Raw genomic sequence first — 24508 nt, 5'->3', positions numbered from 1 at the left:
GCCCTTTAAGGGCATGTCGAAGAAACCGAATTTTGCAGGATTCGTACCCGTCGGACCCGGCAGAGTTCGCTCAGCCCTTTTCGCGTCCAAACATGCCCTTCAGGCGGCCCATGAGCCCCGCCTGACCATCCTTGCCCCCTTGAGACTGATCGGTCTCTTCCACCATCGACCATCCCACTGGGACCGCCACGGAAGGATCCAATTCCAGGGCCCGGCGAAAGCAGCCCTGGGCGTTGGCGTGGAAGCCCTTTCGGTGATAGAGCTCACCCATCAGGGCCCAGGGCTCCGCGGCGCGGGGGTTCAGGCGTGAGGCCACCTGGAGCGCTTCGATGGCGCGGGTGGACCAAGCGGGATTGCTGAGCCTCAACCGGCCCAGGAGCATCCAGGTTTCATAGGCCCCGGGCGTGTCCCCATCCAGCTTGATGGCCTGCTCGAGGGCCCGGATGGCCTCACTGGTGCGATCCTGCATCATGTAGGACTTCGCCTTGATCAGCAGGCGTCTGGCCCTTTCCCCAACGGGCGGTTCTTCGTCCTCGTGAGGACCGGACGAGGACATCCCCAGAACCGAGCCGAGCGTTGGAGCTGGCGTGGCCCCCTGCACCGACTGGCTGATGTCGATCTCCTGGGAACCGAAGCCTTCGGAGGAGATGGGATCATCCACCCCGAGATCGAGTTGAATGTCCTGCTCCAGTTCGGGTTCCAGCTCGATCTCGATGTCGGGCACAGCGACGGGGCCCGGTGCTTCCAGCGCGGCCTTTTCCACCAAGGGCAGGTCGCCCTGGACCAGGTTCATGCCGCCAAGGGCCCAGAGGGTCGCGACCAGACGGGCGGCCTTTTCCTGGGGCAAGCCCGTCAGGGAGGAGATGGTGTCGCAGCCGAGGGGCTCTGTCCCCAGCAGGGACAGGGCGTAAGCCAGGGTCGGGGTGAGGGGGAGATCGCTGAGCGCGTCCAGCAGATTCGGCACCGCCTCCCAGCGCCAGTTCGGCTCGCTCAGGAACATCTGCACGAGCTCCTGGTCCACCTGTGCGCTCTGGAAGATCTCCCAGACCACCCGGCGGTGATCCAGCTGAAACAGCATGTCCCCTGCCAAGTTTTCAGCGAGGGGACCGGGAATCCAGGTCAGCTTCAGAATGGGATGTTCCATGGCATGCAGCAGCAGGGAACCGAACAACTCGTGGAGGCGCTCATCGCGCTCACGCAGGGACATCAGGCCCCACTGCACCACTCGGTCGCCCACCCGTGCCCCGTCGCCATCCGCGAGCAGTTCCTTCAGGGCGGCCATATCCAGTACGCCCCGGCGCACCAGGAAGCTGCCGAATTGCTCGCCCACCGCATCACTGCGCAGGTACTTCAATGAGCCTTCCACCCAGTACATGCGGCGGGTGCCGTCGTTCTGCTCCAGCACCAACTCACCCTCCGCCCGCTGCTGATGGAGGGAGCCCATGAGGGCTGGAAGAAAATGGTGAACGCGCACTTCGGGCACTGACACTCCAGCTGGTGGGATCTAGTTTGCATGTTCCAGCCCAGTTCGCCAGCCCTGAAAGCAGGGGGGTCATGCCGAATTATCCCAAGTCCATGGCCGAATCCTTGGCCAGGTGGCCATCTGGACCTATCCTGTCCTACTGTCCATCACCTGCACCCGGAAGGGTCCGCCCATGTTCGAGAAACTCGGGAAATTCGAGATCAAGCGCGTCCTCGGGAACGGCGCCATGGGCGAGGTCTACCTCGGCGTGGATCCTTCCATCGGCCGCGAAGTCGCCATCAAGACCATCCTTCCTTCAGCGGCCCAGGGCGGCGAGGCCAAGGAGCGCTTCGCCCGGGAGGCTCGCGCCGCGGGCGTGTTGAACCACCCGAATCTGGTGACCATCTATGAATTCGGCGAGGACCAGGGCGTGCTCTATATCGCCATGGAGTTCGTCCGGGGCCACGATCTGGACGAACTGCTCCAAGAGCAGTCGCTCACCCGCTCCGAGGCCCTGGAGATCCTCGCCCAGGTCTGTGACGGCCTGGGCTTCGCCCACCGGCAGGCCATCGTGCACCGGGACATCAAGCCCACCAACGTCCGCGTCCAGCGGGACGGCAAGCGCCTCCATGCCAAGGTCATGGATTTCGGCGTGGCCAAGATCAGCAATTCCGACATGACCGCCACGGGCATGGTCATGGGCACTGTGAGCTACATGGCGCCGGAGTACATCCGCACCGGCAAACCCGATCCGCGCAGCGACCTCTTCGCGGTGGGCGTGATGCTGTATGAGTGCCTGAGCGGCCGGAAGCCCTTCGCCGGGGACACGACCCCCACAGTGCTTTACAAGATTGTCAACGAAGCGCCCGAACCCATCGAAACGGAAAAGCTGCGCGGCATCAGCCCCGCCATCCGCTCGGTCATGGACCGCGCCCTCTGCAAGAATCCCGATGAACGGTTCCAGACCGCCGAGGATCTCGCCAAGTCCCTGCGCGCCGCCAAGGATCCTTCCTGGATGGGGCAACTGGAAGAGGCCACCACCCAGCTTCATGCGGCGCCCACTGCCCAGGTGCGCCCCATAGCCCCGGAAATCACGGCACCCGGGCCCGCCGTGGTACCACCGGCGCCCCCCGTGGCAGCCGCTCCAGCGGTCCCCTCCCCCCGTCCCCTGGCCCCGTCCAGCGGTGGTGGAAAGGGCCTTTGGATTGGCCTCGCCGCCCTGGTGCTGGTCGGCGTGGGCGGCACGGCTTGGTGGATATTGAAGGATCGCGGGGTCAACCCCGCCCCCAACCTTCAAGCCGAAGCCAAGGCCGATCCCACACACGATCAGGATCCCGCCCCCAAGGACACCAAGGCCCAACCAACAGCGGTCGCCGCGGCCAAGGGCGTGCCCGCCGCGCCTCAGAAACCCGACAGCCCCCTGCATCCTTCAGTGGACCTGCCCTCCCGGCCAGAGCCCAAGGGCAATCCCGGGCCCGAGCCATCCCGGCCCCTGCCGCCCAGGCCTGTGGACGCCAAAGCCATTGACCAGCCGGAGCTCTACCAGCCCGAGAAGCTCGACAAGCTGGAAGTCCATGAGCGCAAGAACCTGGGCAATGTTTCCCTGAGCGAAGCCATTCAGATGGTGGACAGCCAGCCGGATAAGGCCGTCCAGGGCTTCCGGCAGGCGCTGAAGGCCGACCCTTACAACGTGAACGCCCACGCCTGGCTGGCGGTGGTGCTCTATGATCGGGGGCGCCACGAGGAGTTTGTCCAGGAGCTGCGGGAGGCCCGCCGCCAGGGCATTCTCAGCCAGATGGCTGGACGCAATGTGCGCTTCCGCTCGGTGCTCAATCAGGCCCGGTTCAACCGGAAACTGCCCTCCGACCTTGCGGATTGATGATGACCCGACGCAAGGATGACCTGGGCGATCTGGAAGCCCGGCTGGCCTACACGTTCAAAGACCAAACCCTTCTGCGGGAGGCGCTCACGCACACGTCCGCTGGCGCGGGCCGCGACAACCAGCGGCTGGAGTTCCTGGGCGATGCCCTGCTGAACTTCACCGTCGCGCTGGTTCTGCACCGGGAACGCGGGGACTGGCAGGAGGGCGCCATGAGCAAGTTCCGCGGCGTCCTGGTCCGCACGGACGCTCTGCGCGACTGGGCCCTGGCCCTGGGGCTCGACCAGGCCCTCAAGGCCGCGCACCCCCGCAAGGCGCCGCCCATGGGGCCCAAGCCCCTGGCGGATGCCCTGGAGGCTGTCCTGGCCGCCATCTATCTGGATGCCCAGGCCAGCGGCCAGAACGGCGCCTCGACCGTGCAATCCCTTGTGGAGGCCCGGTTCCTGGAGACCATCCGCCAGGCCCAACCCGAAAGCTGGACCCGCACGGATCCCAAGACCCACCTTCAGGAAACCGTCGCCCGGCTGGGCCTGCCTGCCCCCGAGTATCTCCTGCTGGATCAGACCGGCCCGGGCCATGCGCCCAGGTTCAAGGTGCAAGTGTCCGTGGGCACCCATACGGCGCAGGCCGAGGGCCCCACGCGCAAGCGGGCCGAGGGAACGGCGGCCCAGTTGCTGCTGGATCAGCTCGGAACCCACACAGATCGGTGACCCTTGCGTTACACTCCCCTTTGCCTCTCAACGGGGATGTGCGCTTGAAGATCTACCCGACCTTGAATCTCCAGAATGGCCGTGTGGTTTCAACCGCGGGCATGGGAGAGTCCTGCCTGCTGACACCCTGGGAGTTGGCCGGCCGACTGATCGAGGAAGGGGCTACCCGACTGGCCTTGGTGGATGTGGATGCGGCCATGGGCCGTGGCAACAACCGCGAGCTGATCGGCCAGATTCTCCAGCGTTGCCATGCCCGGGAACGCAAGGTTTGCGTCCAGATCGCCGGCGGCATCCGCAGCTCCGACCAGGCCCAGTACTTCATCGATCTCGGCGCCACCTGGCTGGTGGCGGGCACCATTCTCCACAAGTCGCCCATGGTGGCCGAGCAGCTCATGGCGCGGTTCCAGCCTTTCCTCACAGCGGCCATTGATGCCCGTGCGGGCAAGGTGCACCGTTCCGGCTGGGTGGATGCCGATGGCCTGACGGCCCTCGACCTGGCCCTGCGCGCGAAAGCCTACGGTTTCAAACGCCTCCTCTTCATCGACATTCCCGATCAGGGCTCCACCGAACCCGATTTCCAGACTGCCCGGGAATTGGGGGCGGCCACGGGCCTGCCCATGGTCATGGGCGGCAGCATCACCACGCCAGAACACCTGGAAGCGGTCCAGAACCACCCTGCCCTCAAGGGTGCCCTGGTGGACGCCCTCCTGTTCCAGCAGGAACCCAGGCTTCTCGCCTTCCTCCAGGGCGCCTGCGCCTGATTTGGGAGGAGCCGTGAGGGAAGAGGAGTCCGCGTTCCTGGAGACCCTCGCGGAATCCGAACGGATTCATTTTCATCACCTGGCCTTGGTGCGCCCCCAGTTGCCCTCCGAAGGTCAAGTGCACATGCTCGAGGGGCTGGCCCGGTCCCTGGCCTCTCCGAGGCTGCTCACCCTCATGGCCCGCACGCCGCACTGGCTGGCCCACTGGCCCATCCTGCTGGGCCTGGCGGAAAACGAATCCACGCCTGAAGCCATCCGCCGCGACCTCGAAATGGTGGTCTCGCTGTTCGATCAGATGCGGGAGATGGATCAGGCCCCCGCCGCCGAAAAAGCGGACCGCTCTGAATCGGTGAAGGCCCTTTACTCACAGCTGAACTCGAGCCTGAAGCCCGTGGCGAAGCTGCTGGCCAAGCAACTGGCGAAGACGGTCTCCGCCACCGGCAGCACGCTGGAGTTGCCGCCGCTGCCCGAGGAGCATCCCGACTGGGAGGCCCTTGCCAGCTTACCTGCCGCCCTGCCCCAGCAACCACCCACCGATGGCCTGGACCGGGCCCGGAGCCTGGAACGAGCCCGGCAGACAGCTCAGCCGGAAGAACTCCTCGCCTTCCTCGTGAACGCGGATGCGGAGCTGCGTCAAACAGCCCTCCAGAACCCCCTGGTCTCCGAGGATCTGATCTGCCGCGCCCTGGCCGAAAGCGTCGAGTCGGCCTTCTTCGAAGAGGTCTACGCCGAGGCCCGCTGGTACTTCCGTGAACCCATCCGGACCGGCCTTCAGGAAGCGCCCGGCAGTCCGGCGGATCTGTCTCGTCGGGTGGCCCTCTCAGGGCACCTGGTCTCCGCCCTGGAGCAGGGTGCCTCTGATCGCGCTGCCCTGCGCCGCATTGTGAGTTTTTTCACCCAGCTGGATGAGAGCGAGTACCAGTTCATCACCTACTGGGCCAAGCGGCAGTCGCCGCACCTGCTGCGTGTGGTGAAGTACTTCTATGACCGCCTGCAGCGCGAGCGCTCAGGCATCGCCACGGCGCTGCCCGAGCGGGGCGAAGAGGGCCGCTGGGCCACCATGGAAGAACGGGTCTTCCTCGCCACCCAGGCCACCCAGGAAGAGCAGATCAGCCTTGTGCTCAAAGACCCCAATCCCCAGGTCTTCCAATTGGCCCTGGAGAACCCTGCCCTGAGCCCGCGCCTGCTGGCCGCCACGGCTCTGGGTCTCGACCGGGATCGCGTGGAAACCATCGCCTCCCACATGGGCTGGTCCGAAGATCCCCTGGTGGCCGAGGCCCTGGTGCACCATCCCCTCATCTCCGAAGCCTCAGCCCTCCGGCTCCTGGGGCGGCTGAAGGGGGTGAAGCCCGCCATCGAGGTGCTTCGCGATCCGCGGCTCCTCCACCTGGAAGTCAAACGCCAGGCCCTCGTGACCCTTCGCAACCTCTACCAGGACATGGATGTGTCTGAGCGCATCTCAGCCATTCGTTCCTCCGGCGGGGAATTGCTGCGCCATCTGCCCCAGGAAGTGCTACAGGATGAAGAAACCCTGCGCAGCCTTGTGGCGGACCGGCAGCTGGATCCGGGCATCCTCCTCCGCCTGGCCCGGAACAAGCTCACCCCCAGGGCGGTGCTGGAACAGATCGCGGGCCATCCCGTGCTCATGGCCCATGCGGCCATCATGTCGGAGCTGTTGCTTAACCCCAAAACCCCCCGGGATGCCTCCATGCGCATCTGGGGCCTGCTTTCTGAGGCGGAGCAGCAACAACTGCTCCGCAGCCCCCATCTTCCCGCCGCCCTTCGGGCCCTGGGTTGAGGCCACCCTGGCCCTCCGGTAAACGCGGATGGCAAGACCCCGTAGCCCTTTCAGGAGATCCCATGCGACGCCCCGCAGCCATCCTGATTCCCGCCGCGGTGGCCTTGATCTGCCTCGGCACGGCCCTGTCCTGCCGCCCCAAGGCCCGCGTGTCCACCTGGGTGCAGGCCGCCCCCGGCGACAGCCTGGCCGCTTTTTCGGGTGAGGCGGGCTGGATGCTCACCCATAAGGATGTCCAGTCCCTGATCTCGCGGGATCCCATGGTGGAACGGGCCCTCGACCTCTTCCTTCAAAAGGCCCACATCAACCCCCGCACCGAAACAGGCCGGGTCACCTTCCACCTGGTCGGCCTCCCCCAGAGCGGGGAAGAGGGCATCCAGCAGGGCATCGAACACGCCCTCATCCAGCTCAACCAGTTCAAGGATCCCGCCGCCCTGGTGGGGGCCCTGTCGGAATCCTTCCCCCAGGAGGGCAGCCTTCACCTTCAGGGGCACGACTGGCCTCTCTACGTGATCCTCGATATGGAAGCCAAGGGCACCAAGGCCCATATCCGTGCCGCCAGTGATGAAAAGGGCCAGGTCTGGATCGGCTCCCTCGAAGCCCTCAACCGCATGGCCGCCCACAACAGCCTCAGCACCCAGCCCGATGCGGCCTTGGCCGCCGAGTGGATCAGCCCCCGGGCCCCTTTCCAGGGCTTCCTCCAGCCCGAGGCCCTTCTTGGGGGGTTGAAGCGGAATTTTGAAAATGACTTCATCAAGGACCTTCCCAAGGGGGTCACGGCCCTGTTCTGGAGCATCACCCCCGGCGAGGACAAGGATCAGCCTGTGCGCTTCGAGCTCGCCCTGGCGGGCAGCCCTGAAGGCATCAACCAAGTCTCGCCATGGCTTCAGCGCCTGGTCGCCGCCGCCAATGCCGTCCAATCCGCCCCGGGCGCTACCCCGGAATTGATGCAGGAGAAGCGCCGCGTGGGCCTGCGCTGCACCCTCACGTCGGAACAGCTCAAACTGGTGATGGAGAAGCTCGGACAGCCGGGCATCTCCTATAGCCGCGCCCTTGGAGGCCGCAAGGCATGAGCCCGGCCCTTCCCACGACGGCCGATGGCGCCTTCCCGGCGCCGGAGGAGCTGTCGCCCGAATACTGGATGGCTCAACTCAAGGCGGGAAAAGAGGAGGCCCTGGCCCACCTCATGGCCCGCTTCGAGCGGCCCCTCTTTGCCTTCCTCCACCGCCGCCTCCAGGGCGAGGCCGGGGTGGTCCAGGAACTGGCGCAGGAGGTTTTTCTCAAATGCCTCCAGCATTGCCAGCGGTTTGAAGAGGGCAGACCGGTGGCCGCCTGGCTTTTTACATTGGCGGCTAATGCGGCGACCGACCACCTGCGTAGAAGAGGGCGAGAGGTACCCCCTCCCGAGACCTTTGACGCACCGGACCCCCACCAACCTTCACCCTGGGAGTCCGTGGACCAAGGCAGGCGGATCCAGGCCCTAAGAGGGGCTCTGGAAGGCCTGACCCCCCGGCAACGGGCCATGGTCCTGGCCTACTACGTGCAGGAACATCCCGTGAAACGCATCGCCCAGGATCTCAACTGCGCCGAAGGAACCGTCAAAGCCACCCTCTTCCAAAGCCTCCAGAAACTCCGTAAAACCCTTGGACCCCAGCCATGACCGCCTCCCACGACCCCCAGCGCCTCGATTCCAGCTCCCTGGACGAAGCCCGCTTCTTCGAGCTGCTCGAACAGCCCGAAGCCTGGCCTGAGGATCCTGCCGTCCAGGCCGAACTGGCGGACCTGCTCGAACTGCATTTGGCCCTCGGAAGCCATGCCAGCGACCTGGCGGAGGGCCTCGCGCCCGCGCCGGCGCCCCGTTGGAAGGCCTCCTGGGCCCTGGCCGCCGCTGCGGTGCTCCTGGTGGCCCTCGTGCCCGCCTTCACCACCCTGCAGCGCACCCGGAGCCTTCAGGCCCAGGCCCAGGACACGGCTCGCCTCGAGATGCTGGCCCAGAAGCGCAGCCAGGATCGCGCCTGGATCGCCTTCTTCCAACAGAGCGCCACCCTGCTTCAGGACTTCGAGCAGAATCCCGCCCTCTGCAAGAAGGGCGAAGAGGATCGACGCCAGGAACGGGACATGGCCATGGCCCTGCTCGAGTCCAGCCACCAGCTGGCGGCCCAGGGAGCGCCCATCAAGGAGGCCGAGGTCATCCGCGCCAGCCTCCATGCCTGGCTCTTTGAAGTCGCCTCTGAAGACAGCTGCCTCAGCGTGGAACGGGCCCAGGAACTGCGGCAGATGGCCGCGGCCCACAACCTGGAAACCCAGTCCGAGCGCATGGAACGCCGCCTCCGCGGAGAGGGCGCATGATGCTGGCCCTCCTGATGGCGATCTCCACACCCACCCTGCCCGGGGCTCTGGAACCCGCCCCCCTCGTGGCGCTGGAATCCCCTTCCGAAACCCTGTTCCGGCAGGGCCGGGATTTCCGCTACGCCCAGCGCTGGTTCGACGCGGCCCAGGCCTACCGGACTCTCCTGCGGGACTTCCCCTCCTCGCCGCGCGCCGCCGACGCCCGCTACTGGCTGGCCTCCAGCCTGGAACAGGATCAGCGCTGGGATGACGCCATCGAGGCCTACACCGACTTCCTCACCAAGCATCCTGACCAGCGCCTGCTGGGCAAGGAAGCGCGCCTCAACCGCGTGCGCTGCTGGGGCATCCGCCAATGGGACAGCCCCACCGCTACCGCTGGCCTGGCCAGCGCCCTGTCCGATGATCGCGAAGAAGTCCGAGTGGCGGCCGCCCTGCAACTGGCCAAGCGCAAGGACAAGCGGGCGGTGCCCGTGCTTCAGATCGGCCTGCGCCTGGACAGCTCCTCCGAAGCCTGCCGCCTGGCGCTCCAAAGCATGGGCGTCGAACCCAAGGCCGCTGGGCCTGCCCAGGGGCGGTTCCTCTCGCTACGGGTGAAGGAGCGCGGCAAATCCGAAACCCTCACCATCCGGTTGGCCCTCGGGCTGGCCCGGGCCGTGGGCGGCTACCTTTCGGACGAGCAGCTGCAACAGGCCAAGAAGAAGGGCATCGACCTGGAACGGCTCATGGATCAGGCCCTCAACGCCCCCAAGGGCACCGAACTCTTCAGCCTCGATGACGGCAAGAGCACGGTCACGGTGACGGTCGAATAGCCTTGTTCCGTTAAGCTGGAAGGCCGAGGGTCCATGTCCAGCATCCGCCGTTTCTACCAGGAGCACCTGCTCCGGTTCATTCCCGCCATCCTGGGGGGGACCCTGCTCCTGCTGGCCGCCGGGCTCTGCCAGGGCCTGCTCATCGGCAGCCTCAACTTCGTTTTCAAGGACAACCTTCAGATGGCGCCTCCGGGCGCCAAGGCCGTGGGCGCCTTCGCCGCGCTCGAGCACATGAAGCTCTGGCTCATGGCCCATCTGCCGCAGCGTGAGTCGCTCCAGCAGAGCACGCGCTTCGTTCCCCTGCTGATGGTGAGCCTCTTCCTGCTGAAGGGCCTGCTCACCTACAGCGGCACCCTGCTCATGGTCCGCTCCGGCATCCGGGCCACCCAGGCTCTGCGGGAGCGGCTCTTCGCCCACCTGCTCACCCAGGAGCCCGGCTTCTTCCAGAAGCACCCGGTGGGCGAACTCATCACCCGCTGCATTTCCGACGTGGGCGCCGTGCAGGGCATCGCCAGCAACCAGCTGGCCGAAGCCGTGCGCGAAATCTGCGTGGCCACCTCCATGGTGGGCTGGCTGATGTGGATGAACTGGAAGCTGTCGCTCACCCTCTTCATCGCGGGCCCCCTGGTCGTGGTGCCTGTGCGCAAGCTCAGCCGCCGCATTCGCGCCGTGAACCACCGCAACCAGGAAGCCTCCAGCCTCCTCCTCCAGCGCCTCAAGGAAGTCTTCAGCAACATCCGGGTGGTCTTTGGCTTCGCCCGGGAGCGCTTCGAGGTCAAGCGCTTCCAGAAGCAGAACCACGAGCTCTACCGCCTGGGCATGAAGAGCGCCCGGGCCTCGGCCCTGTCCACACCCATCATGGAGCTGGTGGGTGGCTGCCTCCTCGCGGCCCTGGTGGCCTACGCGTCTTCCGAGATTCGCTCGGGCCACATGTCCGGCGCGGATTTCTTCACCTACCTTCTGGCGGTCTACCAGCTCTACGACCCCCTGCGGCGCCTCACCAAGCTCAACAACGAGGTGCAGGTGGCCACCGCCAGCCTCGATCGCGTCTACAGCATGCTGGAGCGCCAAAGCGAACTGGCTGTTCCCGAAACGCCTGTCGCCGTGCCCGCCCAGCCCCGTCAGCTGCGCTTCGAGGAGGTGGCCTTCACCTATGACGGCAAGCACCCTGTGCTGCGAGGCATCAACCTGGAGATCCGCTCCGGCGAAACGGTCGCCCTCGTGGGCGGTAGCGGCGGCGGCAAGACCACCCTGGTGAATCTGGTGCCCCGCTTCTTCGATCCCACCGAGGGCCGCATCACCCTGGATGGCACGGATCTGCGCGACTTCGACCCCCGCGAACTGCGCAAGATCATCGGCATCGTCACCCAGGAAACCCTGCTCTTCATGGACACGATCCACGACAACATCGCCTACGGCATGGAGGCCAGCCGTGAAGCCGTGATCACCGCCGCCAAGAAGGCCCACGCCCATGACTTCATCATGGCCTTGCCCAAGGGCTATGACACACCGCTGGCCGAAACGGGTTCCAGCGTCAGCGGCGGCCAACGACAGCGCCTGGCCATCGCCCGGGCCCTGCTGCAGGACCCCCCCATTCTCATCCTGGACGAAGCCACCAGCGCCCTCGACACCGAAAGCGAGCGGGCCGTGCAGGCGGCCCTGGAAACCCTCATCGAGAACCGTACTACCCTGGTGATCGCGCATCGCCTCAGCACCATCCAGCGCGCCACCCGCATCTGCGCTTTGAAACAGGGCCGCATCGTCGAGCAGGGCAGGCACGAGGAGCTGCTGGCCCGGGATGGCGAGTACGCCCGCCTGCACAAGCTGCAGTTCGCCGAGGCCTGATATCCACTCGCACCCTTCAAAAAGAATCCACCACGGAGACACGGAGCATGGGCACACGGAGGCCTCCGTGGTGAACCTCTGCTTTTGATTGGAACCGATTACGATGCAGCGCACCGACTTCCATTTCGACCTGCCGTCCGAGCTCATCGCGCAGCATCCCGCTGCCGACCGAGATGGCGCGCGACTGCTGGTGGTGGATGCCCGTACCGGGGAGTGGGCCCATCGAAGCATCCGCGATCTGCCCGAGCTGGTACCCGCGGGAAGCCTTTGCGTGCCGAACGATGTGCGGGTGCGCCACGCCCGCCTCTTCCTGCGCCGCAGCGGCGGCGGCGCCGGTGAGGCGCTGCTGCTGCGCAGCCTGGGAGAAGGCCGCTTCGAGGCCATGGTGAAGCCCGGCGCCCGCCTGAAACCTGGCGCCACGGCCGCTGTGGTGAATCCGACTTCAGGCCGGGAACTGGCCCGCATCGATATCCTCGACACACTGCCCGAGGGCCTGCGCGTCGTACGGGTTCACGGCCATGAAGGCGGCGAACACACCCTGGATTGGGATGAGATCGACCGCATCGGCCGCCTGCCCCTGCCCCCCTACATCGATCACCTGGCGGCCGAAGAAGACGAGACCCGCTACCAAACGGTCTTCGCGGCCCAAGAAGGCGAGGCTGTGGCGGCGCCCACCGCTGGCCTGCACTTCACGCCCGGCCTCATCGCCGCCCTGCAAGCCAAGGGATGTGGCTGGCATCCCGTGCGCCTCCACGTGGGCCTCGGCACCTTCCGGCCCATGACGGCCGAACGCCTCGAAGACCACGCCATGCACGAGGAGCGGTTCGAGATCCCTGAGGCCACCGCCACGCAGCTTGAGACCCTCTTCCGAAGGCGCGACCGTCCCCTGCTCTGCATCGGCACCACCGCCCTGCGCACCCTGGAGGGCGCCTGGGATGGCGAACGCCTGTCAAGAGAGGGCGCCACCCGCCTCTTCATCACGCCCGGCTACCGCCTGCGCACGGCGGACCACCTGCTAACCAATTTCCACCTACCGGAAAGCACCCTCTTCGTGCTGATCTCTTCCCTGCTCGGGCTAGAACAGGCCCAAGCCACCTACGCCGAGGCCATCCGGGAGCGGTACCGGTTCTTCAGCTATGGCGACGCCATGCTGATTCTCAACGCCCGTCATCCCGACTGAGCCCAGGAAGGGCCCTGCGGGGAGTGCACAGTACGCCCATGCCAGCCCACGAGCGGCTCTGGCGCGAGTGGGCGCGGGAGTTCCCCACGCAACGCCTGCGTTGCGTGGGGAACTCCCGGATAGCTATAGGTAATCCACGAACTGGTGGATGACCGGGATGCGGTGTTTCTTGCCTTTGGTGGCCTGCAGGATGCTTGTCACGGACATGCCCAGGCACCACAGCAGCCACAGCGGCAGGATGAAGCGGGTCGAGATGGTGCCGAAGATGGGGAAGAGCCCAATGATCACCATGGCCAGCGTGAAGACGCATTCCACGAAGGCGAGAATCACACCCTGGCGCGCATGCCAGAGGAGCTCGGAATCCTCGCGGTTGCGCATGTAGGGCACAAAGGCCCAGGGGCCTGCATAGCACAGGACCAGATCTCGCAAACGCTCCCCCACGTAAAGGGGGGTCGGGGCATCCAGGGGCACGGCAACCTCCAGATTGAGAATAACCCAAGCTGCGATAAACCCCGTGAAGCCTGTTTGTGCCTCACGGCTACAACTAAAGATCTAGCAGTCTTGGGCTTGACCCATTGATGCAATCACCCATGCTGAATGCCACCCATTGGAGTCCCATGCGCCTCATGCTCCCCGCCCTGTGCGTCGTCGCCCTGGCTGTCGCCTGTGGCGGCAGCGGAAGCGGCAGTGTCGCCCCATCCCAGCCCACCCCACCAGCCACCACCTGTCCCATCACGGTGGCCAAGGCCAGCCCTTCCTTCGCGGCGGACATCGTACCGGCGATCCAGAGCAGTTGCGGATCCGCCACCACCACCTGCCATGGAGGCGCCTCGCCCACTGGCCACGTGAGCTATTCGGGCACGGCCGCGCAACTGCACGCTGCCCTGGTGAACGTCACGCCTGCGAACGCACCCGCAGGCTGGGTCCTCGTGAAGCCCGGAGATCCTGCCCATTCCTGGATCATCGAAAAAGTCACCAAGGATCAACCTGGCGGCTTGGGCTATGGCGCACGCATGCCCTACGCTGCCCCCAATCTTTGCCAACCCACCATCGACACGCTCTCGGCTTGGATCAGCGCCGGGGCCCCCAACAACTAGGAGCCCGCCATGGCCACTCTGACTGCCATCACCACCTGGACTGTCGCAGATGTCCAGCATTTCGCCCGGCGGGCTGGCTTCGGCCTCAGCCCTGCGGATGCCGCCGCCCTGCAGGCGCAGCCCCCGGGAACCGCCATCGATGCCTGGATCGATGGTACCGGCGCCAGCTACGATCTCACGGCCTTCAACACCGCCCTGGCCACGGCGGACGTGGTGACCGAACCTCTGGTCACCGCCAACACCAATGATGCCGGCAGCACGGACGTGGCCGCGGTGCCCGGTCCGCATGCCTTCCTCGTGGGCGGCGCCAACGCCTGGCGCAACAACCTGAACACGGCCCAGGCCTACTGGGCCTGGCGCATGCAGCTCAACCCCTACGCCTTCCAGGAAAGAATGGCCCTCTTCTGGCACAACCTCTTCGCCACGGGACATCACAAAGTCAACAACGCCTCCCTGTCACTCAATCAGATCCAGTTGTTCCGCAACCAGGGCCTGGCGAAGTTCGACGATCTCCTGGTGGCTGTGAGCAAGGATCCGGCCATGGCCATCTGGCTGGACTCCGTGCTGAACAATGCCTCGGGCAACAACATCCCCAACGAGAACTACGCCCGGGAGGTGATGGAACTGTACAGCCTGGGGGCCGATAACGGCTACAACCAGGCGGACATCACCCAGTTGGCCCGGGCCCTCAGCGGCTGGAGCTTCACCATCGCCGAGGCCGACTACATCACGAACCCCACCAGCCCCAGCCAGCAGACGCCCTCGGCGGGCCACTTCAGGGTCTATGACGGCAGCACATTGGCCCCGGACACCCGCGTGTATTACGGAGGCACCCGCGGCACCACGTACAACCTGCATGGCACGGGTTCCATCAGCCTCTTCGGCCAGAGCTTCGATATCACCACCACGGCCAATGGCTGGGCCAAGGGCGAGAACGCCCTGCGCGGCATCCTGACCTACCGCGGTCCCAACTGCGCGCAGTTCCTGGCCAAGCGCCTGCTCACCCACTTCGTCACCACCGGCTTCACCACCCAGGATCTGAACGACGTGGCCGGCATGATCCAGGCGGCCAATTTCGACCTGCGCGCAGTGATGAAGACGCTGCTGAAGTCGCAGTACTTCTTCGACCCCGCCAATCGTTTCGCCCTGGCGGAGGGCCCTGTGTCCTGGCTGGTGCGCGCCGCGAAGATGCTCTGCCCCAGCCTCGCCGCCGCCAGCGCCCAGACCCCCAAGGGCTACCCCGCCTGGCGCCTGGTCACGAACAATGCCAACACCTTCGATCAGATGGGCATGCGGCTGCTGGATCCCAACGGGCCCAACGGCTGGAAGGAACACACCGCCTGGCTGAACAGCAACACCCTGCGCTACCGCACCAAGGCCGCCGCCGCCCTGGCGCTGAACGAAACCCGCTCGTCCAATTCCACCACCTACACCCTGTTCCCCACCTTCCCGGCCACCGATTGGTTCCCCACCGCGCCCGCCACGGCTCAGGCCGTCCTCGACCGGCTGGTGGCGCTGTTGCAGCCCGCCCCCATTCCTTCCTCGGTCTCCAGCGCCTGGCTCACCGCCCTCTGGCCATCCACCTTCACCTGGGATGCGGCCTCGCAGACCAAGGCCCGGGAACTGGCCTTCCTCATCCTCTGCTCGCCCTCGGGCCAGCTCTACTGACCGGAGGCGACCATGACCACGCGACGCGAATTCATCCAGACCCTCGGCACCACCGGCGCCGCCCTCGCCGGCCTGACCGCCTGCAGCGGCCGCAACTCCAGCACGCCCCAGACCGTGAACACACCGCCGCCGGTCCCTCCCACACCGGTGCCCACCTCACCCATCCTCGTCATCGTGAACATCGATGGTGGCTATGACTGGCTGAACGTCATGCCGCCCAACACGGGCGCCAACCTCACGGCCTACCAGGCCAAGCGCGCCACCCTGGGCATCACGGATCCCGCCCTTCTCGTGGACCTGGGCAGCGGCATCGCCCTCAACAAAGATCTGACCGGCATGGATGAACTGCATGCCAAGGGCCGCGTGGCCTGGATTCCTGGCATCGGCATGCCCAACCCCAACCTGTCCCACTTCACCTCCATCGATCTCTGGGGCCAGGGCGCTGCGGTGCCCGCGGGAACAGGCTGGCTGGGCCGCTTCGCCGATACGGCCTTCAGCCCCACGGGCGACGTGCTGCGCGGCCTCACCGTCACCGCCGACCTGCCCATCATGCTCAAGGGCGGCAACCGCAGCTTCATTTCCATCCCCAGCGCGGGCGGCTATGTATTCCCCTCCTACCTTCTGAGCGGCAACGCGGTGGCCGACGCCGCCACCCTGGAAACCGGCTGGGGCACAGCGCTGAATGCCGCCAGCACCGATCCTTCCTACCTGGCCGCCGCCCAGGCCGGAAAGATGTTCTTCGATGCCCAGAACAACCCTGCCTTCGGCGCGGGCGGTGCCCTGACGGCCCGCACCTCCACCGTGGCCTATCCGGGCGATGCCGCCTACCCGGTCAAGCGAATCAACGGCTCCAACCTCACCGGCAGCCTCAGCAACCAGTTCAAGCTCATCGCCCAGATGATCGCCGCGGGCCTCCCCACCCAGGTGTTCTTCTCCCGGCTTGGCGGCTGGGACACCCACAGCAACCAGGCCGAAGATCACCCCAACCTTCAACGGGCCCTGGGTGGCTCGATCAAAGCTTTCTGGGATGATCTTGCCACCATCCCCTCCGGCTCGGGCACGGCCCAGGACCGCGTGATGATTTTGGGCTACAGCGAATTCGGCCGCCGCGTGCAGGAGAACAATGGCGGCACCGATCACGGCACCGCGGGCCTTTCCTTCTGTGTGGGCAAGTCCGTGAAGGGCGGCCTCTACGGCGGCTATCCGGATCTCACCAACCTGGACACCAACGGCAACATGAAGTTCACCACCGATTTCCGCAGCCTCTATGCCACGGTGCTTGAGCGCTGGCTGGGCCAGGCCGCCACCGCCACCAACACGCTGCTGGGCTCGGCCTATCAGCGCCTGGACTTCCTGTGAGGCGCGCCTAGGGCCCGCTAACGGCGCAGGATCACGATCAGCGCCATGAGCAGCACGAAACCCGCATAGACCTGCTTCAGCCGCGCCCCCTGGGTACGCGTGGCCCAGTGCGCCCCGATGAAGCCGCCCACGGCGAAGCCCACCGCCACCGCCCCGATGACCAGCCAGGGCAGCCCGCCCTGGGCCTTGGCGTAGACGTAGACACCCGGAAGGCCGATGGGAGGCAGCAGCATCATCAGGCTGGTGAGCTGGGCTTCGTGCTGCGTCATGCGCAGCTTGGAAGCCAGCAGCGGAATCACCACCATGGCTCCGCCCAGACCCGTCAACCCCGACACCACCCCCGCCAGCAGACCGCTGGGCAGGCCCCAAGTCCACTGTCCCTGCAGGTCGAAGGGCGCTTCGCCCCGATCCACCGGGCTCACTTCCTTCCTCAGGAAGGTCCGCAGCGACAGGTACACCAGGAAGCTCGCGAAGCCCCAGCGCAGGACCCCCGAAGGGATGTGGTTCGCCACCAGGGCGCCGCCGGTGATGCCGAACAGGAAGGCCAGGATGAGCACCCCCACCAGGGGCAGGCTGGTCTGGACGCCACGTCGGCGGTACTGCAGCACCGCGGGCAGGCCAGTAGGCAGCAACATGGCCGCGAGCGTGGCCCCCTGGGCCCGGTGCTGGTCCAGTCCCAGGAAAAGCCCCAACAGGGGCACCATGACGATGCCGCCACCAATGCCGAAGAGGCCCGCGAGCAGGCCTCCGGACAGCCCCGTGCCCAGGCCCGCCCACAGGGGATTCGTGAATGGGTTCATGGTGCCTCCAGGGGATGGGCCTCGAAGAATGCCCAGATCAGGTGCGCGGCGGAAAGGTCGGGAACCGGTAGATCGGCGCCTGGTGCATAGGGCCTTCCCCCGGGCCAGGCGTGGCCCATGTCCGCCACGGTCCAGAATCCCACCTGGCAGGCGTCGGAGGACCACATCTCTAGTCGGTGCGCATTCAGCTCATCAGATACGGATGCGGGACCGCAACCCATGAGCGCCGCCCAACGCTCGGCCGCCTCCCGGGCGGGAAGCGCCGGAAGTCGGCGGCCCTGTTGCCCCAGCCCACCGCTAAAAGGAATGTGCTGATCCTCCGTGCCATGAAACACCAGGGTGGGCACCGGCCTCACAGGGGCTTCCCCCCAGACAGGGGCCCCGGCCACCGCCGCCATGGCCGCCACCCAGGGGGCCGACAGGGCCAGCCGGTAGGCCATGCGGGCGCCATTGGAAAACCCCGCCACATAGATGCGCCGGGGATCCACGGGACCGTGCTGATCCACCCGATCCACCACCGCCTGCAGGAAGCCCACATCGTTCGCCTCGGGATACGGAGGGCACCCCAGGCCGGGCCCCGCGTTCCAGGCGGCGCCCCGGGCGGGATCCGCCAGGCCCGCTTCGCCCAGGGCTTGCGGATAGGCCACCCGAAAGCCCCGTTCGTCGGCCAGCCGGCTGAGACCAGACAGGTGCGCCATGATGCGCCCCGTGCCACCGGTGCCGTGCAGGGCCAACACCAGGGGCAGACTCCGTCCTTCATGCCCGGGCGGGTCATGAACCAGCACCCGGCGGGCCTCCCCCTGCCAAGTCAGCTTCAGATAGTGGCCTTGGCCGTGCGGCACGACACCCCCCTCCCGGATTCTGGGGTCGGCTGTGTTCCAATGGAAGGTTGGAGGTCCCGGTGCAGGTGCAGCTCAGCGAGGATGTGGTGCTCGACAGCCGGAGGGCCCTGTGGCTGCCCCGGCACAAAACGCTGGTGCTGTCGGACCTCTTCTTCGGCCTGGGGGCCGCCCGGCGCCGCCGCCCCGACCCCATGCCAGCCACGCCCCAAATGGAAATCTGGGAGCGGGTCTTCAGCCTCATGGACGACTACGCCCCCGAGCAGGTGGCGCTGCTGGGCGATCTCAAGCCAAGTCAGGGCACCGTGGAAGGGGATGAGGCCGAGGAACTGCGGACCATCTTCCGCAAACTCAAGGCCGGGGGCCGCCGCGTGGTGCAGGTGGTCGGCCACGCTGAGCGCAGCATCGGCCCAGCCCTGGACGGCACGGGCATCACCCCCGTGGAACAACACCGGGTGGGCCCTTTCACCCTCATGCATCGCCGCCGGATCTTCGTCTATCCCCGGCACGAGCCCTCCCATGGTTTCTGGATCAACGGCGGCGTGCACCCCCTGTTCGCCACCCCGGCCCCCGGCACCAAATCGGAACCAGACTGGCTGAGGCTTCCGGCCTTCCTCTACACAGGCTTTGCCCTGGTGATGCCGCCCTTTGTCAGCTACGCCCAGGGCTTTGAAGTCATCCAGCCCGAGCGCCTGCCCCGCCAAGCCAAGGCCTGGAAGCTGCTGGCGGACCGCCTCAGCCCCCTGGACTTGGGCAGCCTCCCTCCCACGCCCGAACACCTGCGCACCCTCACCCGGCCCCCGCGCAAAGGGAAAGAAGCCGCCAAGAGCGACGAGTAGCCGCCGCCCTTCCTACTTCCGCTTGGATTTGGGCAGGGCCTGGCCGCCCCGTACGATGCGGCCATCATCCAGCGTGAGCTCCCAGCCCAGGCGATCTCCCTTCTTCAGGCCCAGCCGATGGAAGGTTCCCGCGGGAAATTCCACGACATGCCTGGCGGACACCGAGCCGCCATGGGCGGGACAGTCCTCGGCCTTCGCGGTCCGGCAGGGGGGTGTGTGGGCGGACACCTCGACCACCTGGCCATCCTGATCCACCCAGGCCACGTCCAGGGCGATCAGGTGATGCCAGGTTCGCAGGGGACGGAGGGCCTCCTCCCCGCCGAGCAGCACCATGCATCGGTCCTTGGCCAGGGTCTGCCGGTACATGAGTCCGCGGGAAACCTCACGGTCCGTGACCGCCACCTCGGCCATGAATACTTTGGCCTTGATCACCACGCTGCCGCCACCGGCGGCGTACACAAGGATGTACCCGAAACAGGCAAGCAGGATTCGACGCATGGGGGCCTCGGGGCCAGGATAACCCTTCCTGGAGCCTTCTTCTCCGGGGCCGGGATCACTTCTTCTTGGATTCTTCCCGAATCTGGAAGAGGGTCGGCCAGAGCTTACCGGTCAGGAAGAGGCGGTTCCCGGCCGCATCGTAGGCGATGCCATTCAGCACCGAATCCTGCCCGGTGCGGAGCATGGGGCTGATGAGGTTGCTGAGATCGATCCAGCGCAACACCTCGCCGGTCTTCGGCGAAATCACAGCAATGCGATCGGTCTGCCAGACGTTGGCGAAGAGTTCGCCCCGCACCAGCTCCAACTCGTTCAGCATGGTCACGGGTTTTCCCTGATCCTTCACTTCGATGGTGCGCTTAACCGCGTACTGATGGGCATTCAACAGCTTGTCGCCGTCCACCACGCGGATGCTGGCGGAGCCATCACTCAGGTAGAAGTCCCTGTCGTCGCAGGTCAGCCCCCAGCCCTCGCCCGGATAGCTGAATTCTCCGACCTTTTTCAGGTCGCTGGCCTGGTAGAGGAACCCCCGTTCGGACTGCCAAGTCAGCTGGACGACCTTCCCCTTCAGCACGGCAATGCCTTCGCCAAAGTACTGGTAAGGCAGGTCCACGGACTGCAGGACCTTCTTCTTGTCCTTGATGTATTGGTATTTCTGCAGCCGGGAGTGCCCGTTCCGGCCAGTTCCCTCGTAGAAGACGCCGTCCTGGAACACCAGCCCCTGGGTGTAGTCCTCAGGGTTGTGCTCAAAGGCCTGGATCACCCGATAAGAGTTCACCGGCGTTGGGGTGGCCTTCTTGGTGGCGGAAGGCTGGCCCGCGGTGGCCAGTGAAGCGGCCAAACCCAAGAGGGCCGCAGCGAAACGGAAGGGGGCTTGAGGGCGCATGGGGGGGCTCCGTGACCAGGATAACCGGCGGATGGCCTTCCCCCCTGAAGGGGACCCTGAACTTCACCTTGGCCTTAAAAGCGACCCAGGGGGGAGCTTCCAAGGCAGCATACCTCGCTAGATGTGGCACCATAAACAAAGTGGCCAAGGCGCCGCTGGGAGTCCTGTGCGCATCTCATTCCTGCTTGTGATCCCCCTGCTTGCGACCCTGGCCCAGGCCAGGCCCAGTCAGGATCAGGGGCTCCAGGCCCTGCGCATTTCCGGCGGGATCCAGGTGGATGGCCGCCTGGATGAGGAGGCCTGGAGCCGGGCCTTCGTGGCCACCGGTTTCACCCAGGAATGGCCCATGCGCGGCCAGCCCGCCCGCCAGCGTACCGAGGTGAAGGTGCTCTATGACGAGCACTTCCTCTACGTCGGGGCCCGCATGCACCACGACCCCGCCCTGGACGGCGGCCCCGCCAAGGTTGTGCGCCGCCTGCATCGCCGCGACCAGGACAGCTCCAGCGACTGGTTTGGCGTAGCCATCGATTCCAATCACGACCGCCGCACGGCGCTGGTGTTCGAAGTGAACGCCGCGGGCGTGCAGAAGGACCAGGTGATCTACAACGACAACAGCTTCGACTCCAGCTGGGACGGCGTCTGGGAAAGCGCCACCAGTGTCGATGATGAGGGCTGGACCGCCGAACTGAAAATCCCCCTCTCCCTGCTGCGCTGCAAGCCTGGTGAAGGCCCACAGACCTGGGGCATCAACTTCAGCCGCACCGACCAGGGCGTCCTTCGCGAATCCAGCCGCTGGATGGTGGTGCCCCGGGGCGAGAGCGGTTTCGTCAGCCGGTTTCCGGAGCTTCGGGGCCTGGAGGGCCTGAAACCCCGGCCACGGGAGGAGTATCTGCCCTACCTGGCCACGGCCCGGAAGTTCGAAACAGCCCGCTCCTACGATGACCGCCGCTGGGACAACCGCGCAGGCCTGGACGCCCGCTGGGGCATCAACTCGCATGCCCAAGTCGACCTGTCCATCCGTCCCGACTTCGGCCAGGTCGAGGTGGACCAGGCGGTCCTGAACCTCAGCACCGTGGAGACCTTCTTCCCCGAAAAGCGGCCCTTCTTCCTCGAGGGCATGGACATCTTCCGAGTGGCGGGGCCGGATCTCTTCTACAGCCGTCGTATTGGACAAGGCCTGTCCGATCCTGACCTCGCCGCTGGTGAGACACTCCTGGACCGCCCCAACGCCACCGACATCACCGGTGCCGCCAAATACACCGCCAAGTACGCCAGCGGCACCAACGTGGGCCTGTTGGGAGCCAGCGTGGAGCCCGCCCGCGCCACGGTTCTGGATGCCAACGGCCGCCAGGTCCACCGCGAGCTGGCTCCTCTCACCCATTTCGGCGTCCTCCGGGTGCAACAGCTGATGGATGATCGCGGCAGCTACATCGGCGGCTTTGCCTCAGGCATGCGCCAATCGGGGTTGACCGGACGCATCGCCCAGATCCAGGCCATGGATGCGGTCTACAACAGCGAGGACCGGAGCCGTTTTCTCGAGACCACCCTCAGCCGCAGCCAATCCGGGCCTAAGGATTCCCAGGAACAGGGCTGGCGCGGACGGTTGCGGGCCCACCAGGATGGCCCCGAGGGCTGGAGTTTCGAGGCTCAGGCCATCAATGCCGGGCGGACCTACAACCCCAACGACATGGGCTATCTCGAACGCGCCGACGAGCAGCGCCTGTACGGAGAAGTCGACCGGAACTGGGACAGCACCTGGGGCTTGCTGCGGAACTGGGGTTGGGGCCTGAGCCATACGGTGGCCCGGGATCAAGACGGACACACCTTCATGCGGAACCTCAACGCCCGAGGCCAGACCAGCTTCACCAACTTCTGGGGCCTCTGGGGCGGAGCCGGTGTGGACCTGCCCACCGAAGATGACCGCGAACTCCGCACCTACGATGATCCGATCAAGAAGTACTTGATCCGGCGTTCTACACCCTACATGAACCTCGGCTTTGATACCGCGGGCAATCGGCCCTGGTATCTGCGGTTCAACATCAACCGCGCCCAGCAGGAGGGGGGGCCTTCCACGGACACCTCCCTTTTCCAGATCATCCATCCCACGCAAGCCACCGAAATCCAACTCTCCACCTCAGTCACCTGCGATGAAGGCGAATTGAAATGGTTGGACACCCCGGTCGCCACTCCCATCGTGGGCCTGCGGCAGCTCAGCCAGTTCAACCAGACGTTGAGAGTGGCTTACGCCTTCAGCCCCGCCCTCACGGTGCAGTTCTTCAGCCAATGGCTGGCCGCCAACTGGAACTACAGGGATCTAAAACACTACCGCAGCGACCAGACCCTGGATCCGGGCTTGCCCGCCGATCTGCCCGCCGGCACCACCCCACAGACCGCGTTCAGCTACCGCACCTGGAACATGAACCTCATCACGCGCTGGGAATTCCAGCCCGGCTCTACCCTCTTCCTGGTCTACACCCACGGTGCCAGCACCGATGCAGTGATCAATGAGCGGGCCAGCCTCTCACCGCGTCCCGATCTGGCCATCCTGCGGAAACTCCCCTCCGACGATGTGATCCAGGCCAAGATCAGCTGGTTGTTCCGCTGACGCGGTCCAGCCACGCGGCTACCCGATCCACATCAGCCTCCGTGTGATAGCCGTGGAAGGCCACCCGCAAGTAGCCCTCGCGCACCGACGTGAAGAGGCCTTGGCGATAGCCGGACTTCATGATCTGGTTGAGGCCTTCCATGCCAAGGTTTCCGTGATGGAAGGCCAAGATTGAACCCAGTCTTCCCGCCCGCAGCAGGGCCAGCAGCCGGTTTACCTCGGCGCTCCAGCGCGAGCCGCGCAGATCTTCCAGCAGCCTCTCCTGCAGCAAGGCGATGTGATCCGCAATGGCCGTCACTCCCGCCTCGTTGAGAAGTCGCAGGGATTCCACCAAGGCGGAAGCCTGGAGCAGGTTCGGCCCGCCCGGCTCGAGGACCCGGCCGTCTGCCAGCCAGGCGCGATTGAAATCAGTCGAAGGTCGTGAGAAATCCGTGGCCTCTTCCACCGAAAGCCAGCTGCCCGAAGGCGACAGAGATTGTCGAAAGGCTTCGTCGGTCCACAGGAAGCCGAGGCCCTCGGGGGCCAATAAGCCTTTGTAACCACCCGTGGCGAAGGCCGAGACGCCTTCCAGCTGCACCGGCGCCGTTCCCGCCCCCTGGATGCCATCCACCACCAGATGAACGCCTCGCTCTCGGCAAGCCACGGAAAGCCGCGGCAGGTCCAACTTGAGCCCATCCTGGAAACGCACCCAGGACAGGGTTAACACACGCGTGCGAGGCCCCAAGGCCGCAATGAGGCGGCCTTCCAGGTCATCTTCAATGGTGGGAGGCCGACTTGCCCAGGCCGAGGCTCCCGCCTGCTGACCCTCCCAAAGAGACGCCTCCCGGAAGGAGACGCCGCGCGATTGCAGCGCCAGCCAGGGCCAAGCGTTTGAAGGAAATTCCCCCAGGGGGGCCAGCACTTCGTCCCCGGGGTGCCAAGGATAGCCCTGGGCCACGGTCACCAAACCCGAGGAGGTGGTGGACGTGAGACTGATATCTCCGGGGCGCGCTCCCACCACCGCCGCCGCCTCAGCCCGGGCCGCAGCGGGGATGCCCAGGAAATCCTCCTCCCAGCGCATGGTCCAAGGCTGCAGTTCCTTCTGCAGGAAGGCCCGCACGGCCCGCACCCCTGCTCGGGGCACCGGT

22 protein-coding genes are annotated in these 24508 nt (G+C 66.0%); 15 read left to right on the top strand and 7 right to left on the bottom strand.

All coding sequences use genetic code 11. The features are described 5' to 3' along the window. Window positions 1–70: 70 nt before the first annotated feature. On the bottom strand, window positions 71–1483 hold the full coding sequence (locus Q9293_RS00340; RefSeq protein ID WP_306249178.1) for a tetratricopeptide repeat protein: 1413 nt from the start codon (window positions 1481–1483) through the stop codon (window positions 71–73). 172 nt (window positions 1484–1655) lie between these two features. Between Q9293_RS00340 and Q9293_RS00335 the strand changes: the two genes are divergently transcribed. From Q9293_RS00335 to queA, 10 genes are all read left to right on the top strand, one after another. Then, a complete protein-coding gene (locus Q9293_RS00335; protein ID WP_306249177.1) occupies window positions 1656–3341 on the top strand; it encodes a serine/threonine-protein kinase in 1686 nt (561 codons plus the stop codon). Continuing rightward, window positions 3341–4051 (top strand): ribonuclease III family protein, encoded by a 711-nt coding sequence (locus Q9293_RS00330; protein ID WP_306249176.1) that lies wholly within the window; start codon window positions 3341–3343, stop codon window positions 4049–4051. Before Q9293_RS00335 ends, Q9293_RS00330 begins: the two co-directional genes overlap by 1 nt. 44 nt (window positions 4052–4095) lie before the next feature. Then, the gene (locus Q9293_RS00325; protein ID WP_306249175.1) at window positions 4096–4812 is read left to right on the top strand and encodes a HisA/HisF-related TIM barrel protein; all 717 of its coding nucleotides are present in this window, start codon (window positions 4096–4098) and stop codon (window positions 4810–4812) included. Between the two features lie 13 nt (window positions 4813–4825). Next, window positions 4826–6610, top strand: a complete 1785-nt coding sequence (locus Q9293_RS00320) for a hypothetical protein (protein ID WP_306249174.1) — start codon at window positions 4826–4828, stop codon at window positions 6608–6610. 62 nt (window positions 6611–6672) lie between these two features. Beyond that, a complete protein-coding gene (locus tag Q9293_RS00315; protein WP_306249173.1) occupies window positions 6673–7683 on the top strand; it encodes a hypothetical protein in 1011 nt (336 codons plus the stop codon). Next, the gene (locus tag Q9293_RS00310) at window positions 7680–8270 is read left to right on the top strand and encodes an RNA polymerase sigma factor (protein ID WP_306249172.1); all 591 of its coding nucleotides are present in this window, start codon (window positions 7680–7682) and stop codon (window positions 8268–8270) included. Before Q9293_RS00315 ends, Q9293_RS00310 begins: the two co-directional genes overlap by 4 nt. Continuing rightward, window positions 8267–8959 carry a hypothetical protein gene (locus Q9293_RS00305; protein ID WP_306249171.1) on the top strand — a complete coding sequence of 231 codons (693 nt, stop codon included), beginning with the start codon at window positions 8267–8269 and terminating at the stop codon, window positions 8957–8959. The genes Q9293_RS00310 and Q9293_RS00305 overlap by 4 nt, the downstream gene beginning before the upstream one ends. After that, on the top strand, window positions 8956–9768 hold the full coding sequence (locus Q9293_RS00300; protein ID WP_306249170.1) for a tetratricopeptide repeat protein: 813 nt from the start codon (window positions 8956–8958) through the stop codon (window positions 9766–9768). Before Q9293_RS00305 ends, Q9293_RS00300 begins: the two co-directional genes overlap by 4 nt. Window positions 9769–9801: 33 nt before the next feature. After that, entirely contained in the window at window positions 9802–11613 is a 1812-nt protein-coding gene (locus Q9293_RS00295) for an ABC transporter ATP-binding protein (RefSeq protein WP_306249169.1), read from the top strand. 103 nt (window positions 11614–11716) lie between these two features. Then, complete coding sequence (gene queA / locus Q9293_RS00290; RefSeq protein WP_306249168.1) at window positions 11717–12793, top strand: tRNA preQ1(34) S-adenosylmethionine ribosyltransferase-isomerase QueA; 1077 nt, start codon at window positions 11717–11719, stop codon at window positions 12791–12793. Between the two features lie 123 nt (window positions 12794–12916). Here the strand turns inward: queA and Q9293_RS00285 are convergent, their stop codons facing one another. Next, window positions 12917–13264 carry a hypothetical protein gene (locus tag Q9293_RS00285; RefSeq protein WP_306249167.1) on the bottom strand — a complete coding sequence of 116 codons (348 nt, stop codon included), beginning with the start codon at window positions 13262–13264 and terminating at the stop codon, window positions 12917–12919. A gap of 146 nt (window positions 13265–13410) precedes the next feature. Here Q9293_RS00285 and Q9293_RS00280 point away from each other — a divergent pair, with 146 nt between their 5' ends. From Q9293_RS00280 to Q9293_RS00270, 3 genes are read left to right on the top strand one after another with little or no spacing between them, the layout of a single operon-like run. Then, window positions 13411–13890, top strand: a complete 480-nt coding sequence (locus Q9293_RS00280) for a hypothetical protein (protein ID WP_306249166.1) — start codon at window positions 13411–13413, stop codon at window positions 13888–13890. A 9-nt stretch (window positions 13891–13899) separates the two neighbouring features. Further along, a complete protein-coding gene (locus Q9293_RS00275) occupies window positions 13900–15558 on the top strand; it encodes a DUF1800 family protein (RefSeq protein WP_306249165.1) in 1659 nt (552 codons plus the stop codon). A gap of 12 nt (window positions 15559–15570) precedes the next feature. Beyond that, a complete protein-coding gene (locus tag Q9293_RS00270) occupies window positions 15571–16917 on the top strand; it encodes a DUF1501 domain-containing protein (RefSeq protein ID WP_306249164.1) in 1347 nt (448 codons plus the stop codon). 17 nt (window positions 16918–16934) lie between these two features. Here Q9293_RS00270 and Q9293_RS00265 read toward each other — a convergent pair whose 3' ends face one another. Both Q9293_RS00265 and Q9293_RS00260 read right to left on the bottom strand, forming a co-directional pair. Further along, on the bottom strand, window positions 16935–17717 hold the full coding sequence (locus tag Q9293_RS00265; RefSeq protein ID WP_306249163.1) for a sulfite exporter TauE/SafE family protein: 783 nt from the start codon (window positions 17715–17717) through the stop codon (window positions 16935–16937). After that, complete coding sequence (locus tag Q9293_RS00260) at window positions 17714–18559, bottom strand: PHB depolymerase family esterase (RefSeq protein WP_306249162.1); 846 nt, start codon at window positions 18557–18559, stop codon at window positions 17714–17716. The genes Q9293_RS00265 and Q9293_RS00260 overlap by 4 nt, the downstream gene beginning before the upstream one ends. 59 nt (window positions 18560–18618) lie before the next feature. Here Q9293_RS00260 and Q9293_RS00255 point away from each other — a divergent pair, with 59 nt between their 5' ends. Then, window positions 18619–19395, top strand: a complete 777-nt coding sequence (locus Q9293_RS00255; RefSeq protein ID WP_306249161.1) for a hypothetical protein — start codon at window positions 18619–18621, stop codon at window positions 19393–19395. Between the two features lie 12 nt (window positions 19396–19407). On the opposite strand, the gene Q9293_RS00250 is transcribed toward Q9293_RS00255, so the two are convergent. Continuing rightward, complete coding sequence (locus tag Q9293_RS00250) at window positions 19408–19893, bottom strand: DUF192 domain-containing protein (protein WP_306249160.1); 486 nt, start codon at window positions 19891–19893, stop codon at window positions 19408–19410. Window positions 19894–19948: 55 nt separating this feature from the next. Further along, window positions 19949–20776, bottom strand: coding sequence for a glutaminyl-peptide cyclotransferase (locus Q9293_RS00245; RefSeq protein WP_306249159.1), 828 nt, complete (start codon window positions 20774–20776; stop codon window positions 19949–19951). 166 nt (window positions 20777–20942) lie between these two features. On the opposite strand from Q9293_RS00245, the gene Q9293_RS00240 reads away from it, so the two are divergent. Next, on the top strand, window positions 20943–23381 hold the full coding sequence (locus Q9293_RS00240; RefSeq protein WP_306249158.1) for a DUF5916 domain-containing protein: 2439 nt from the start codon (window positions 20943–20945) through the stop codon (window positions 23379–23381). Here Q9293_RS00240 and Q9293_RS00235 read toward each other — a convergent pair. After that, window positions 23362–24504, bottom strand: a complete 1143-nt coding sequence (locus Q9293_RS00235) for an aminotransferase class V-fold PLP-dependent enzyme (RefSeq protein ID WP_306249157.1) — start codon at window positions 24502–24504, stop codon at window positions 23362–23364. The two genes, Q9293_RS00240 and Q9293_RS00235, sit on opposite strands and share 20 nt — an antisense overlap. Window positions 24505–24508: the final 4 nt, after the last annotated feature.

The organism is Geothrix sp. PMB-07, assembly GCF_030758935.1.
In the GTDB taxonomy this organism is placed as follows: Bacteria; Acidobacteriota; Holophagae; order Holophagales; family Holophagaceae; genus Geothrix.
The sequence above is the reverse complement of the archived record's forward strand: the minus strand, read 5'-3'. Positions and strand labels throughout refer to the sequence as shown.

Bases quoted from the DNA above. Each gene is read 5' to 3' on its own strand.
- Q9293_RS00335 (WP_306249177.1), top strand. From the start codon at position 1,656: ATGTTCGAGAAACTCGGGAAATTCGAGATCAAGCGCGTCCTCGGGAAC.
- Q9293_RS00330 (WP_306249176.1), top strand. From the start codon at position 3,341: ATGATGACCCGACGCAAGGATGACCTGGGCGATCTGGAAGCCCGGCTG.
- Q9293_RS00315 (WP_306249173.1), top strand. From the start codon at position 6,673: ATGCGACGCCCCGCAGCCATCCTGATTCCCGCCGCGGTGGCCTTGATC.
- Q9293_RS00310 (WP_306249172.1), top strand. From the start codon at position 7,680: ATGAGCCCGGCCCTTCCCACGACGGCCGATGGCGCCTTCCCGGCGCCG.
- Q9293_RS00305 (WP_306249171.1), top strand. From the start codon at position 8,267: ATGACCGCCTCCCACGACCCCCAGCGCCTCGATTCCAGCTCCCTGGAC.
- Q9293_RS00300 (WP_306249170.1), top strand. From the start codon at position 8,956: ATGATGCTGGCCCTCCTGATGGCGATCTCCACACCCACCCTGCCCGGG.
- Q9293_RS00295 (WP_306249169.1), top strand. From the start codon at position 9,802: ATGTCCAGCATCCGCCGTTTCTACCAGGAGCACCTGCTCCGGTTCATT.
- queA (WP_306249168.1), top strand. From the start codon at position 11,717: ATGCAGCGCACCGACTTCCATTTCGACCTGCCGTCCGAGCTCATCGCG.
- Q9293_RS00280 (WP_306249166.1), top strand. From the start codon at position 13,411: ATGCGCCTCATGCTCCCCGCCCTGTGCGTCGTCGCCCTGGCTGTCGCC.
- Q9293_RS00275 (WP_306249165.1), top strand. From the start codon at position 13,900: ATGGCCACTCTGACTGCCATCACCACCTGGACTGTCGCAGATGTCCAG.
- Q9293_RS00270 (WP_306249164.1), top strand. From the start codon at position 15,571: ATGACCACGCGACGCGAATTCATCCAGACCCTCGGCACCACCGGCGCC.
- Q9293_RS00265 (WP_306249163.1), bottom strand. From the start codon at position 17,717: ATGAACCCATTCACGAATCCCCTGTGGGCGGGCCTGGGCACGGGGCTG.
- Q9293_RS00250 (WP_306249160.1), bottom strand. From the start codon at position 19,893: ATGCGTCGAATCCTGCTTGCCTGTTTCGGGTACATCCTTGTGTACGCC.
- Q9293_RS00245 (WP_306249159.1), bottom strand. From the start codon at position 20,776: ATGCGCCCTCAAGCCCCCTTCCGTTTCGCTGCGGCCCTCTTGGGTTTG.